Source organism: Arthrobacter sp. NPDC080086 (assembly GCF_040702285.1).
Map to the genome: position 1 here is coordinate 1 of NZ_JBFBKP010000098.1, position 13,390 is coordinate 13,390.

The 13,390-nt window shown below is 70.0% G+C and carries 14 protein-coding genes and 1 pseudogene; all 15 read left to right on the forward strand.

All coding sequences use genetic code 11. The features are described from left to right. The coding region (locus tag AB0305_RS20660) for a flagellar hook-length control protein FliK (RefSeq protein WP_366173884.1) at positions 1-1,615 on the forward strand (1,615 nt) is incomplete at its 5' end. 18 nt (positions 1,616-1,633) lie between these two features. After that, the gene (locus AB0305_RS20665) at positions 1,634-2,092 is read left to right on the forward strand and encodes a flagellar hook capping FlgD N-terminal domain-containing protein (RefSeq protein ID WP_290258749.1); all 459 of its coding nucleotides are present in this window, start codon (positions 1,634-1,636) and stop codon (positions 2,090-2,092) included. Between the two features lie 30 nt (positions 2,093-2,122). Then, positions 2,123-3,298, forward strand: a complete 1,176-nt coding sequence (locus AB0305_RS20670; RefSeq protein WP_364138794.1) for a flagellar hook protein FlgE — start codon at positions 2,123-2,125, stop codon at positions 3,296-3,298. A gap of 222 nt (positions 3,299-3,520) precedes the next feature. Further along, a complete protein-coding gene (locus tag AB0305_RS20675) occupies positions 3,521-3,808 on the forward strand; it encodes a flagellar FlbD family protein (RefSeq protein WP_290258747.1) in 288 nt (95 codons plus the stop codon). Positions 3,809-3,811: 3 nt separating this feature from the next. After that, positions 3,812-4,633 carry a MotA/TolQ/ExbB proton channel family protein gene (locus AB0305_RS20680; RefSeq protein WP_290258745.1) on the forward strand — a complete coding sequence of 274 codons (822 nt, stop codon included), beginning with the start codon at positions 3,812-3,814 and terminating at the stop codon, positions 4,631-4,633. Continuing rightward, complete coding sequence (locus AB0305_RS20685; protein ID WP_364138792.1) at positions 4,630-5,499, forward strand: flagellar motor protein MotB; 870 nt, start codon at positions 4,630-4,632, stop codon at positions 5,497-5,499. The genes AB0305_RS20680 and AB0305_RS20685 overlap by 4 nt, the downstream gene beginning before the upstream one ends. 58 nt (positions 5,500-5,557) lie before the next feature. Next, a complete protein-coding gene (locus AB0305_RS20690; protein WP_290258803.1) occupies positions 5,558-6,445 on the forward strand; it encodes a flagellar motor switch protein FliM in 888 nt (295 codons plus the stop codon). Next, positions 6,442-7,170, forward strand: a complete 729-nt coding sequence (gene fliN, locus AB0305_RS20695) for a flagellar motor switch protein FliN (RefSeq protein ID WP_364138791.1) — start codon at positions 6,442-6,444, stop codon at positions 7,168-7,170. The genes AB0305_RS20690 and fliN overlap by 4 nt, the downstream gene beginning before the upstream one ends. Further along, positions 7,171-7,758: a flagellar biosynthetic protein FliO gene (gene fliO, locus AB0305_RS20700; protein ID WP_364138790.1), complete on the forward strand. Its 588-nt coding sequence runs from the start codon at positions 7,171-7,173 to the stop codon at positions 7,756-7,758. Positions 7,759-7,835: 77 nt separating this feature from the next. Next, the gene (fliP, locus tag AB0305_RS20705) at positions 7,836-8,624 is read left to right on the forward strand and encodes a flagellar type III secretion system pore protein FliP (protein ID WP_364138855.1); all 789 of its coding nucleotides are present in this window, start codon (positions 7,836-7,838) and stop codon (positions 8,622-8,624) included. Beyond that, positions 8,621-8,896 carry a flagellar biosynthesis protein FliQ gene (fliQ, locus tag AB0305_RS20710; RefSeq protein ID WP_290258740.1) on the forward strand — a complete coding sequence of 92 codons (276 nt, stop codon included), beginning with the start codon at positions 8,621-8,623 and terminating at the stop codon, positions 8,894-8,896. The genes fliP and fliQ overlap by 4 nt, the downstream gene beginning before the upstream one ends. Before the next feature lies 1 nt (position 8,897). After that, complete coding sequence (locus AB0305_RS20715; RefSeq protein ID WP_364138788.1) at positions 8,898-9,656, forward strand: flagellar biosynthetic protein FliR; 759 nt, start codon at positions 8,898-8,900, stop codon at positions 9,654-9,656. After that, entirely contained in the window at positions 9,656-10,738 is a 1,083-nt protein-coding gene (locus AB0305_RS20720) for an EscU/YscU/HrcU family type III secretion system export apparatus switch protein (protein ID WP_364138786.1), read from the forward strand. The genes AB0305_RS20715 and AB0305_RS20720 overlap by 1 nt, the downstream gene beginning before the upstream one ends. A gap of 40 nt (positions 10,739-10,778) precedes the next feature. Beyond that, the gene (locus AB0305_RS20725) at positions 10,779-12,827 is read left to right on the forward strand and encodes a flagellar biosynthesis protein FlhA (protein WP_364138785.1); all 2,049 of its coding nucleotides are present in this window, start codon (positions 10,779-10,781) and stop codon (positions 12,825-12,827) included. Then, a pseudogene (locus AB0305_RS20730) lies at positions 12,805-13,390 on the forward strand (hypothetical protein); the annotation flags it as partial. The gene AB0305_RS20725 and the pseudogene AB0305_RS20730, both read left to right, overlap by 23 nt.

Below are 13,390 nucleotides of genomic sequence, written 5' to 3' on the forward strand. Positions count from 1 at the left end.
GGGCGCTGCCGAAGCGTTCCCCCGTGCCGGCGGCGGCAGCACCCTGAACGACGCCGTCGGGGCCGCCACGCGCAGGTCCCAGCCGGAAACCACGTACGACGCCGGGGCCCGGGCAGGGCGCCCGGCGCCGGCTGCCGCCGGACCACGTTCCGGGCACGACCGCGGCCCGGACGGGCACGCCGCCGGCCACGCGACCGGCAAGACTGCGCGCCGCGGCGTCGCTTCCACTCCGAGCGATGAGGCCGCCGGCGCTGGTGCCGGAGCCTCTGCCGCTGCCGCCACGGCGCAGCCCGCTTCTCCGCAGGCCGTAGCCGCGCAGCCCGGGGCCTCGCAGGCCGGTGCGACGTCTTCCGATGCGGCTCAGGCCGCTGCGGCCACACCTGATCTGACCGGACCGGCGACTGCCGGCATTGTGACTGCTGATCCCCGTGCCGCGCAGTCCGCCGTCGCAACCGGCGGGGAAACGCCAGCCACCTTGCCTGCCCCGACAGCCGTAGCCGCCGACGCGCTCCGCCTGCCGGGGGCGCTCGCGCGCACCCTTGGCCAGGCCGCAGCACCGGCAGGACGCCCCACCGCAACCGGAGGGCAGGCAGCCGAACCTATCGCTGGCCTTGACGCTGCAGCGCCCGGTGCGGCGCCCGCGGCTCAGCAGTTCGCGTCAGCCGCTACCGCTGCCGGGGAGGCAGGTGCCCGTCCCGGCTCCGCAGCCCCGGGTCACCAGCCGGAGAGCGCTGCCGCCGGAGCCGTTGCCGCGGATCCTGCCGGCGGGGCCACCACCCAAGTGACCGCACCGTCCAGCCTCGGCGCGGGTCAGGACCGGACCGGCGTCGTGAGCGCCGCAGGAGTGGCCGCGGCCGCGCCTGCCGGGGCCCCGGCGGGCGCCGCATCCGCGGCAGTGCCGGCCGCCGTCGCCACGGCAGTGCTGGCTGCGCAGCCGGTTCCCGCGGCGGCTGCCGCCGCCGGCGCACCCGCCGCACAGGACGCTTCCGGAACGCCGGCCGCCGTGGCTCCCGCCGTCGACGCTTCGGCCGCTGCAGCCTTCGCCGGTGCAGCCTCTGCCCCCGCCGCGCCGTCCGCCGTCCCGGCGTCGGCAGCACCCGCTCCCGCCCCGCCCGCCGCGCCGCAGCCGCCGCTTCTGCCCCAGCTGGCCAAGCCGCTCTTCACCCTCGCCGCGGCCGCGCCCGGGCAGCACATCATGACTCTGAAGGTTTCCCCCGAGGACCTGGGGCCGCTCACCGTCCGCGCCCACATCGACGCGGCCGGCGTGAGAATCGAACTGTTCGCACCGGCGGAGGCCGGCCGCGAGGCGGTGCGTAATCTCCTGCCGGAACTGCGGAAGGAACTCGCAGGCGCCGGCTTCGGTGCCAGCCTGAACCTCTCGAACCAGAGCGGCCCGCCGGCAGGGGGCCAGGACGGGGCCCAGCAAAACCGGCCCGACGCCTGGCTGGGCGGGGGACAGGACCCCGGCCGCAGCGGATATGGGTCCGGTGGAGGCCAGGACACCCCGGGCGCCCGCCGGCCGGGCCACCGGTGGGACGACCTGGCGGACGAATCCTCGCTCCGAACCGCCCGGATCCTGAACGGTCCCCAGACCACCCTCGACATTCTCGCCTGACACGAAGGAACGCGACCCATGACGATCCAGCCGATCACCCCGCAGTCCGTTACCCCTCAGCCGGTCACCCCGCAGGCTGTCGGGGGAACCTCCACACCGGCGTCATCCGTGCGCTCACCCGTCCAGACCATGGACGCCAATGTCTTCATGACGCTGCTGGTGGCCCAGATGAAAAACCAGAACCCCAGCGCCCCGATGGACACCAACCAGATGATGAGCCAGACCATCCAGCTCTCCATGATGGAAAAGACCACCGAGATGACCACCAACAGCAAGGAAGCGTTCTCGCTGCAGATGCGCTCCGCCGCCGCACAGCTGGTGGGTCACAACGTTGATTACACCCTCAGCGACGGCACCACCGGGACCGGCCTCGCCGGCTCCGTGTCATTCGCAGGCAGCGTGCCGACCGTCAAGGTTGGCACCCTCTCCATTCCGCTCGATTCGATTTCCGGCATTACGGCGCCAGCCGCCTCCTAATCAGCTCTTCCCCGTAGAAAGGCAGTTCCCATGCTCCGCTCGCTGTACTCCGGAATCTCCGGCCTCCGTGCCCACCAGACCATGCTCGACGTCACCGGCAACAACATTGCCAACGTCAACACGGCGGGCTTCAAGTCCTCCACCACCCAGTTCCAGGACACCCTCTCCCAGATGACCCAGGGTGCCTCCGCACCGCAGGGCCAGACCGGCGGCAGCAACCCGGCGCAGATCGGCCTGGGCGTCCGCGTGGCAGGCGTCAGCACCAACTTCTCCCAGGGCTCCTCGCAGAGCACCGGACGCGCCACGGACATGATGATCTCCGGCGACGGCTTCTTCATCACCAACAAGGGCGGCCAGCAGCTCTTCACCCGCGCCGGGTCCATGACCTTCGATGCGAACAGCCAGCTGGTCAGCCCCGACGGCGCCATCCTGCAGGGCTGGACCGCTAACGGCGGCACCGTGGACCCGGCCGGTCCGATCGGCAACATCACGCTGAACCCGAACACCATGGTGGCCACGGCCACGAAGAAGGTCACTCTGGACGGCAACCTCCCCAGCGACGCGGCAGTCGGCAGCCCCGACCTTGAGCGTGTCGTCAAGGTTTACGACGCCACCGGCGCTGCCCGCGACGTGACGCTTACTTTCAGCAAGACCGCAACGGGATGGAACGCCTCCGGGGCAGACAAGAATGGCGCGACCGGCAGCATCACGCTCAACCAGAACACCGATGGCACCCTGACGCCCAGCGGTCCCTTCCAGCTCGGCGCAATCTCCATCGATCTGTCAAAGGTCTCCGGATATGCGACGATGAACTCCCTCACCGTCGCAGGGCAGGACGGCTCCGCGGTCGGCAAGCTCGAATCCTTCACCCTGGGCAACGACGGCTCCCTGATCGGATCCTTCAGCAACGGCACCAAGCAGGTGCTCGCCAAGATCGCGCTGGCCAAGTTCACCAACCCGGCGGGCCTGGAGAAGGCGGGCGGTTCCTCTTACGTCGCCACCGCCAACTCCGGCAACGTCCAGCTCGGTGCGGCCGGCGACCCCGGCATCGGCACCCTGGCCGGCGGATCCCTGGAAATGTCCAACGTGGACCTCTCCCAGGAGTTCACCAACCTGATCGTCGCCCAGCGCGGTTTCCAGGCCAACGCCCGCATCATCACCACCTCGGACGAGGTCCTGCAGGAGCTCACCCAGCTCAAGCGCTAGCATCGCCGTCGTCGTTGCCCTATCACTTACCGCGGCCAAACCGGCCGGATAACAGCGGCAGGTGATAGGGCAACACGGCGTTGCCGGGCGGTCGAGCGCACGGGGAGCGGGGTCCGGGAACGCCCCTGCCTAACGAACGGGCCCCGCCGGCCGACAGTGAAGGGAGAACACCCGTCCCGCCTGTCCGCCCCGGCCAGGCCGTCCCCAAAGCAGAATCGGCCCATGATCGTCGTCACACGCCTCAACGGAACGCGCTTCGCGGTCAACCCGGACCTGATTGAACGGATCCACGAGAGCCCGGATACCCATCTGGTCACGCTCGACGGCGCCGCCTACGTGGTGCTGGAAAGCCTGGCCGAAGTGGTCGAACTGATCGCCGACTACCGCGCCTACGTGTTGAGCAAGGCCCGGGACTTTCCCGCGGTGACCGGCTATCCGCTGAGCCTGGTCCCGGACGCGGAGACGGACGACGACGCCGGCTCGCCGGACCCCGAAGCACCGAGGAAGTAACCCATGGATCCCGCAACAATCATCGGAATACTCCTCGCCTTCGGTGCCGTGATCAGCATGGTGTTCATCGAAGGCGGCAACATCACGTCGCTGCTGCTGCCCGGGCCCATGGTCCTGGTGTTCGGCGCCACCCTGGCCGTCGGCCTGGCCGGCAACACGCTCAAGGACGTCATCCAGGCCTTCAAAGCCGTGCCGGCAATGTTCATGGGCAAGACCGCCAAACCGCAGGAAAGCATCGACCAGATGGTCCGCTTCGCGGAGAAGGCCCGCGCGGAGGGCCTGCTCTCCCTCGAGGAGGAGGCCGCCAGCCTCAAGGACCCGTTCCTCGCCCGCGCCCTCCAGAACATCGCCGACGGAACCGACGCCGAAGACCTCCGCGTGCAGATGGAGGACGAGATCGACACGAAGACCCGCAGCGACCACGCGTCCTCGAAGTTCTTCGCCAGCCTGGGCGGCTACGCCCCGACCGTGGGCATCGTCGGCACCGTCGTCTCCCTGACCCACGTCCTCGAGAACCTCTCCAAGCCGGACGAACTCGGCCACATGATCGCCGCGGCCTTCGTCGCCACCCTGTGGGGCCTGCTCTCCGCGAACTTCATCTGGCTGCCCTTCAGCTCCCGCCTGGCCCGGCTCTCCGAACTGGAAATCGAACGCATGACCCTGGTGATGGAGGGCATGCTCGCCGTCCAGGCCGGTGCCCAGCCCCTGCTGCTGGCCGAACGGCTCCGCTCCATGGTGCCCGAACACCAGCTCAAGAGCGCCGGCTCCGGCAAGAAGGCCCCCAGCGGCGACGGGCTGGCCGCCAGCCTGGACGACGCGGCGTGAGTTCCCGCCGTCGCGGGCGCAAGAAGCCCGAGGCACACCACGTCGACGAACGCTGGATGGCCTCCTACATGGACATGGTCACCGTCCTGATGTGCCTCTTCATCGTGCTCTACGCCATGTCCACAGTGGACGCGAACAAGTTCGAAAAGCTCCGCAACTCCCTGGCCACCGGCTTCGGCACGGTCGCCACCCAGACCGTGGACACCGCGGAGGGCACGGTGGTGCCGCCCGACTTCGTCGACAAGAACCTCGAGGCCTTCGCCGCCGCCTCCAGCCCGGCGTCGGCCCCGGCCTCCACGCCGCCCTCCATTCCCGCGACCGCGCCGGCGGACCAGGCCCAGCAATTGGAGGAAGCCAAGAAGGAAGTGGACCGGCTGCGCGCCCTGCAGGAGAAGATGAAGGCCGGACTCTCCGCCGCCGGACTGACCGAGAACGTCGAGTTCCAGATCGATCAGCGCGGGCTGACCGTGAAGCTGATCGGTTCGCAGGCCTTCTTCGCCCCGGACCGGCCCGAGCTGACCGACCGTGCCACCCAGGTCCTCAAAATCATCTCGCCCATCCTCGCCCCGGCCGGGCTGGAGATCATGGTGGAGGGCCACGCCGCCAACGGCATCACCGCCTACCCCTCCACCTGGGAACTATCCTCCGCCCGGGCCGTCAACGTGTTGCGCTTCATGGTGGACCGCGGCAGCATCCCGCCCGAGCGGATCGGCGCCGTCGCGTTCGGCTCGGCCCGGCAGGTCAACGACGACTCGACGCCGGAGCTGATGGAACGCAACCGCCGCGTGGACATCGTGGTCATCTCGAACGAGCCGGAGACCGTCCGGGCACTTATCCCCGAGGCACTGAAACTCACCGAGAAATAGGCGCCGCCGCAGCCTTACCGGCCCGGTTCCCTTGCCGATAGTGGCATCCGTGAGTGTTATGGATGAACGGGAAGTGGCACGGGAGCGGACCGTCAGCGTCTATGACTTCCGGCGTCCCGCGACGCTGGCGCGTGAGCACAGCAGGGTCCTGGAGCTCGCCTTCGAGACTTTCGCCCGGCAGTGGGGTACCCAGCTGACCGCCAAGGTGCGCGTCAAGTCGGTGGTCCGGCTCGAGGACGTGCGGATGCAAAGCTACGACGAGTACGCCGCGTCCCTGCCGGCGGTGACCGCCATGGTGCTCTGCGCCGTCGACACCCAGGACTCCAAGCTGGTGGTCCAGTTCCCCGCCCCAGCCGCCCTGGGCTGGATCAACCGGATGCTGGGCGCCTCCAATGACACGGCCATGCCGGACCGGAAGTTCACCCAGATCGAGCAGGCGCTGGTCAAGGGGCTGATGGATGAAGCCCTTGAGGACCTCGGCTACTCGCTGGGGCCGCTGCTGAGCGAAGCCATCAAGGTGGACACCGTCCAGTACAACTCCCAGTTCGCCCAGGCCGCCGCGCCGAGCGAGCTGATGATCGTCGCCGCGTTCATCATCAACGTCGGCAACATCAGCGCTCCCGCCACCCTGGCCGTCCCGGCGGCGCTGCTGCTGGGCCGCTTGAAGAAGGTCAACCCCACGGACAACCGCGGCGACGCCGCCGCCAGGGTCAGCTCCCAGCTGGAGCGGGTTCCGGTGGAACTTTCCGTACGGCTCGCCACCTCCTACGTCACCCCCAGCCAGGTGCTGGGCCTCGCCGTCGGCGACGTGCTGACCCTCCCGCACCTGGAAAACCGGCCCTTTGACCTGACCCTGGACGGCACGCGGCTGGCAACGGCCGCTCCCGCCCGCAACGGGTCCCGGGCCGCTGCAGTCATTGTCACCATCGAGGAGAACCACCAATGAGCATGACCCTGACCAAGCACGAATCGTCGGCGGAACGGCTCGTCGAGGAGCTGCCCAGCCCGGTGGCCCTCAAGGTAACGGCCCTCGTCCCGGCGCGGGCCGCCGTGGCGTACGCCCGGCAGGCCGTCACCGCTACCTTCGTCGGATCCGTCACCGCGGACCTGGCCCTGATGCTCAGCGACCGCACCTTCCTGGACGAGGCGGCGGGCGGGATGGCCGGCGGCCGCGGCGGCGTCGTCTCCGTCACCGACGTGCTCCGCCCCGCGATGGAGGCCGCCAGTTCGGTCTTCGGCGCCGGCGTGCTCTCCGACCTGCGGGAATCCGACGCCTCCGGCCTGCTCACGGACCCGGACACGGCCGTGTTCGAACTCTCCGACGGGACCAACCCGGCCGCCTGGTTCGCGGTACGCCTGCGCGAACACGGCGGAGGCCAGGACCGCGGCGGCGACCTCTTCGGCGGCGGCGACACCGTGGCCGGCCGCCTGGGCCGCATCAACAACATCGAAATGGCCCTGACCGTGGAGATCGGCCGCACCCGGATGTCCGTCCGGGACGTGCTCTCCCTCGAACCGGGCAAGATCATCGAACTGGACCGCTCCGCCGGTGCCCCCGCCGACGTCCTGCTCAACGGCCGCCTGATCGCCCACGGGGAGGTCGTGGTCCTGGACCAGGACTACGCCGTGCGCATCACCCGGATCCTCGACGTGGCCGAGGGACTTAGCTGAATGGACTCGCTGATCCTTGGGCTGCGGGTAGTCGTAGCCCTGGGCGCGGTGCTGGGCCTGATCTCGGTGCTCCAGCGCCGCCTGGGCAAGGGCCCGGGACGACGCCGGGCTGACGCCACCCTGAGCGTGGTGAGCCGCCAGAGCGTGGGCCAGCGCGCCTCCGTGGTGGTGGTCGACGCCGGCGGGCAGCGCTTCCTGCTGGGCGTCACCGACCATGCCGTCAACGTCCTGCACACCGGGGAGATCCCGGAGGAACCGGTGGAGGCGACCGACGCCGAACCGCGCCGTGGTGCCGCCGGCGCCTTCGCCCAGATCCTCGCCGCCACGGGTGCCAATGGTGCCACCGGGGCCGCCGGCGCAACCGCCGCGCCCGCCGCAACCGTCGCCGCGGACGCTCCCGTCCCCGGCGTCCCCGCCGCGGAGCTCCCGCTCTCCCGCCGTAGCTCCATGCACCGCGACGGCCACCCCCGCACCGCCGCCGGCCGCCCCACCCCGGGCACCACCCACCCGCCGCTGCAAGGGTCGATCCTCTCCGGATCCACTTGGAAGCAGGCCGCCGCCGCGCTCAGGAGCGGACGCCGCAATTGATCCGCCCGCTCACGTCCTCCACGCTCCAGCCCGCACCCGCCGCCGTCGACCGCTTCCAGAAAATCCTGGCCCTCGGCCTGGCCGCCGTGCTCCTGGCCATCCTCATCCTGTGGCTCAACGCCGCCGCCGGCCACGCCGCGCCGGTGCCGCCGACGCCCCCGGCAACCCCCTCCGCCCCGGCGACCCCTGACACCGGCAGCGTCAACATCGAGATCAACGGCATGGACGGGAAGCCCTCCAGCGCCGTCCTGACCCTGATCGGCATCACGCTGCTCTCCGTGGCACCGGCGCTGCTGCTGATGATGACCTCTTTCACCAAGATCTTCGTGGTGCTGGCGATGACCCGGAATGCGCTCTCGCTGCCCTCGATCCCGCCGAACCAGGTCCTGGCCGGGCTCGCCTTGTTCCTCTCAATCTTCGTCATGTGGCCGGTCATTAACGAGATGAACACCACCGGCGTGCAGCCCTTCCTGAACGGCACCATCGACTTCAACGGCGCGCTCAACGCTGGTTCCGTGCCGCTGCAGCACTTCATGCTGGCGCACACCCGCGAGGAGGACATCGCGCTAATGACCCGGGCCGCGGGGATGGAGAACCCCGCCAATCCGGACGCGGTGCCGCTGCAGACCCTCATCCCGGCGTTCATGATCTCCGAGCTGCGCGCGGCCTTCATCATCGGCTTCGTCATCTTCATCCCGTTCCTGGTAATCGACCTGGTGGTCTCCGCCGCCCTGATGTCCATGGGTATGATGATGTTGCCGCCGGTCATGATCTCGCTGCCGTTCAAGATCCTGCTGTTCGTCCTGGTGGACGGGTGGGGCCTGATCATCACCTCGCTGATCCAGAGCTACGCGGGATCCGGATGAACGCCAACGCCGTCCTGGACATCTGCCTCCAGGCCATGATCGTCGCCGCCAAGCTCTCCGCCCCGGTGCTGGTGACCGCGCTGGTGGTGGGCCTCGCCATCTCGCTGCTGCAGTCCATCACCCAGCTGCAGGAAGCCACGCTGTCCTTCGTGCCCAAGCTCGCCGCCGTCGCCGTGGCCCTGCTGGTCTGCGGCCACTGGATGATCACCGAGATGGTCTCCTTCACCAACGACCTCTTCGCCAAGATCCCCGGACTGCTCGGGGGCATGTGAGGTGGGCATCCCGATCGACCAGACCTGGCTGGAAGTCCTGCTCCTGGCGAGTGTCCGGATGACCGCGTTCCTGGTGGTGGCACCGCCGTTCGCGCACGCGGCCTTCCCCGCGCGGATCAAGGCGATGCTGGGCGTGGGCCTCGGCCTGGCCGTCACCAGCCGCGTCTCCGGCAGCTACACCGCCAAGGACACCGCGGGGTTCTTCACCGCCGTGGTCCTGGAACTGGCCACCGGTCTGGTCCTGGGCTTCCTGGTGCTGCTGGTCTTCGCCGCCGTGCAGTCCGCCGGCAGCCTGATCGACCTGTTCAGCGGCTTCCAGATGGCCCAGGCGTTCGACCCGCAGATGATGGTCAACGGCGCGCAGTTCACCCGCCTGCTGCAGATGGCTGCCCTGGCGCTGCTCTTCGCCTCCGATGGCTACCAGCTGGTCATCGCCGGACTCACCGGCAGCTTCACCGCGCTGCCCCTGGCCGGCGGGCTCGATCTCGCCCAGCCCGTCCAGGCCATGACCTCCGCCGTGACCGGGATGTTCCTGGCCGCGGTGCAGATTGCCGGGCCGCTGCTGGTGGTGCTGTTCCTCGCCGACGTCGGGCTGGGCCTCCTGACCCGCGTGGCGCCTGCCCTGAACGCGTTCTCGCTGGGCTTCCCGCTGAAGATCATGCTCACCCTCTCGCTGGCCGCCTTCCTCTTCCTTGCGCTGCCGCGGATCGTGTCCACCCTGGCCGGGCAGGCCGCCAAGACGGTGCTGGGGGTGGGCTGATGGCTGATTCACAGGAAAAAACCGAGCAGGCCACCGACAAACGGATGCGGGAAGTCCGGTCCAAGGGCCAGCTCTCCCGCTCACAGGACCTCACCGCCTGGCTGGCCGTCGGCGCGGCCGCCGTGATGATCCCGGCCACCATCCAGAGCGGCGCCAACTCCGCCGTGGACCAGCTCTTCAGCGTCCGCTCCGTCATGGCGGACCCGGACCCGGCAAAGGCGCTGAAGGCCCTCACCGACGGACTCGGCTCCGTCACGGGCATCATCACCCCGATGCTGGTGGTGGTGTTCCTTGCGGTGCTGATCGGCTCCGCCCTTCAGGGCGGCATCCACGTCAAGAAGTTCAAGGTCGACTTCGAAAACTTCAACCTGCTCAACGGGCTCAAGCGCAGCTTCGGCACCCAGGCGCTCTGGGGCGGGGCGAAGGCGCTGCTCAAGGTCGCCGTCGTCGGGCTGGTGCTCTACTCCGTGGTGCAGGGGCTGATCCCGGTGCTGCTGACCGCCGGCGGCCTGCCGGTCTCCGGCGTCGTCGCGGCGGCCGGCGGCGGCGTCGCCTCGCTGGTGCAGTTCGCGGTCTTCGCCGGCATCGGCCTGGCGGCGGTGGACTTCTTCGTGGTCATGCGCCGGAACCGCAAGAAGACCCGGATGTCCAAGAAGGAAGTCCAGGACGAGAACAAGAGCAGCGAGGGAGACCCGCTGATCCGCTCCCAGCGCCGGGCACGGCAGCTGGCGATGAGCCGGAACCGCATGATCGCCGCGATCAGCGACGCCGACGTCGTCCTTGTCAACCCCACGCACGTCGCCGTCGCGCTCAAATACGAGCCCGGCAAGTCAGCCCCGCGCGTGGTGGCCAAGGGCGCCGGCCACGTCGCGGCCCGCATCCGCCAGGAAGCGGAGGACAAGCGGGTGCCGATGGTGCAGGACATCCCGCTGGCCCGGGCCCTGCACGGCGCCTGCGAACTGGGCCAGGAGATCCCGGTCGATTTCTACCACGCCGTCGCCGGCGTCCTGGCCTTCGTCATGTCGCTCAAGGCCCGCGGCTCCGCCGCCGGGCTGCACCGGATGGCGGGAGCCACACTATGAACCCTCGTTGCTGCGCACGCCCCAGTGAAAGGACCGCGTCATGAACAACAGGCTCGCCCGGCTGGCGGTGCCCATCGGCATCGTCGGCATCGTGCTCCTGCTGGTGGTCCCGGTCCCGGCACCGCTGCTCGACTTCCTGATCGTCTGCAACATCCTGCTGGCGCTGCTGGTGCTGCTGACCAGCATCTTCGTGAAGAAGCCGCTGGACTTCTCCGTCTTCCCCTCGCTGCTGCTGGTGGCCACCCTGTTCCGGCTGGGCCTGAACGTGGCCTCCACCCGCCTGGTCCTGGGCAACGGTTACGCCGGCCAGGTCATCGAGGCCTTCGGCAAGGTCACCGTGGGCGGTTCCATGATCATCGGCGCCGTCGTCTTCCTGATCCTTGTGGTCATCCAGTTCGTCGTCGTCACCAAGGGCGCCGAGCGCGTCGCCGAGGTGGGGGCCCGCTTCACCCTCGACGCGATGCCCGGCAAGCAGATGGCCATCGACGCCGACCTCAACGGCGGCCTCATCACGGACACCCAGGCCCGCGCCCGCCGCGCCGAGGTCTCCGCCGAGGCCGACTTCTACGGCGCCATGGACGGTGCCTCCAAGTTCGTCAAGGGCGACGCGATCGCCGGCATCATCATTATCATCATCAACTTCGTCGGCGGCATCGCCATCGGCATGCTCCAGCGCGGCCAGCAGATCGGCGACGCGCTGGGCACCTACGGTCTCCTGACCATGGGCGACGGCCTGGTCACCCAGATCCCGGCGCTGCTGATGGCGGTCTCCACCGGCATGATCGTGACCCGGTCCAACGCCGAGGCGGACATGGGCCGGACCGCGTCCACCCAGCTGCTGCAGTCCCCGAACGCCCTGATGATCGCCGGCGTGGCCGCGATGGCCATGGCGCTGATCCCCGGCATGCCGCCACTGCCGTTCATCCTGGTGGGCGCCGGCCTGGTGCTGGCCTCGCGCCGCACCGTCGCCGCGCAGCGGCAGGCCGTCCAGGCCAGTGAGGCCGAGGCCGCCGCCCTGAGCGCCCCCGAACAGGACCCGAACGAGAAGCTGCTCGAGGAGATGCGGATCCACCCCGTGGAGATCCTGCTGGCCCCGGACCTGGTGGACATGGTCTCCGGCGCCTCCGACGACCTGCTGGCCCGGGTCCGGTCCCTGCGGCACAAGATCGCCATGGATCTGGGCCTGGTCATCCCGCCGGTGCGGACCCGCGACAGCGTGGACCTGCCCCCGGCCACCTACGCCATCCGCATCGCCGGCGTGGAGGCCGGGCGGGGGAGCGCCCCGGCCGGGCAGATGCTGGCCCTCGGCGATTCCCTGGAGTCCCTGCCGGGCGTGGCGATGATCGAACCGGTCTTCGGCCTGGCCGGCAAGTGGATCCCCGCCGAGATGCGGCACAACGCGGAGATGACCGGCGCCACCGTGATCGACCGCGTGTCCGTGCTGGTCACCCACCTGTCCTCGATCGTCACGGCCAACGCCGCCCGGCTGCTCTCCCGCGAAGACGTCCGGGTTCTCACCGAGGGCGTGCGGAAGCAGAGCCCGTCCGCCGTCGAGGAACTTACGCCCGCGCTGCTCTCCCTCGCCGAACTGCAGCGGGTCCTGCAGGGCCTGCTGGACGAGCAGGTTCCGATCAACGACCTCGCCCGGATCTACGAGGCGCTCACGCTCCGCGCCAAGGTCTCCACCGATCCGGAGTCCCTCGTGGAGGCGGCCCGCCAGTCCCTGGGCCCGGCACTGACCGCACGGTTCATGGACGGACCGGTGCTCAACGTGATCATGATCGACCCGCTGCTGGAGCAGTCCATGCTGGAGGACATGCGCCCGGCCGAGGGCGGCAGCCAGATCGTCATGGGCCAGGACCGCCTCGACGCCGTGCTCCGCTCGGTCCAGAACGCCATGGACTCCGCGGCGGCCGCCAACCGGCAGCCCGTGCTGGTCTGCGCACCCGCCCTGCGCCCGGCCATCCACCGGCTGATGGGTGCCCAGCCCGGGTCCCTCCCGGTGCTCTCCTACCGGGAGGTCACCTCCGCCAATGTCCGGATCGAGACCGTAGGAGTCGTGCGCCATGCCGAACCGCTATCGGCTTAAGGGGGCCTCGCTCGAGGAAATCCAGGCTAAGGCCCGGGCCCAGTACGGCCCCGCGGCGCGGATCGTCTCGGCCGAACGCGTCATCAGCCCGGGCATCGCGGGCATGTTCGCGGCCAACCGCTACGAGGCGGTGGTCGAGTTGCAGCCCCGGCACGACGTCGTCACCGGTGAGGTGCTGCCCGACGCCGACGTGTTGAACGCCGACGGCGACGGCGCGCCGGCCGCCACCGTCGACAGTGTCCCGGCGGCCCCGGCCCCGGCGTCCGCGACGTCTGCGGCGCCTGACTCGTCCTCGCCGTCGGTGCCGGCCGCTCCGTCCGTGCCGGGCGCCCCGGCCGCTGCACCTCAACCGGCGTCGACGGCGCCGAGCGCGTCCCCGGCAGCCCCGGCTGCCGAGGAGCCCGGCCGCAAGTCCCGCCGCAAGGCCGCCAAGGCGGCCAAGTCCGGCCGGGCAGCGAAGACTGAGCCCGCCGGTTCCGCCACGCCGGCGCCGCCGGCGGGCGCCGCCGGGGGAGCCGCCGGGGGCGGCAGCAGAAGCGGCGGGCCCCGGGGCGGCAGATCGG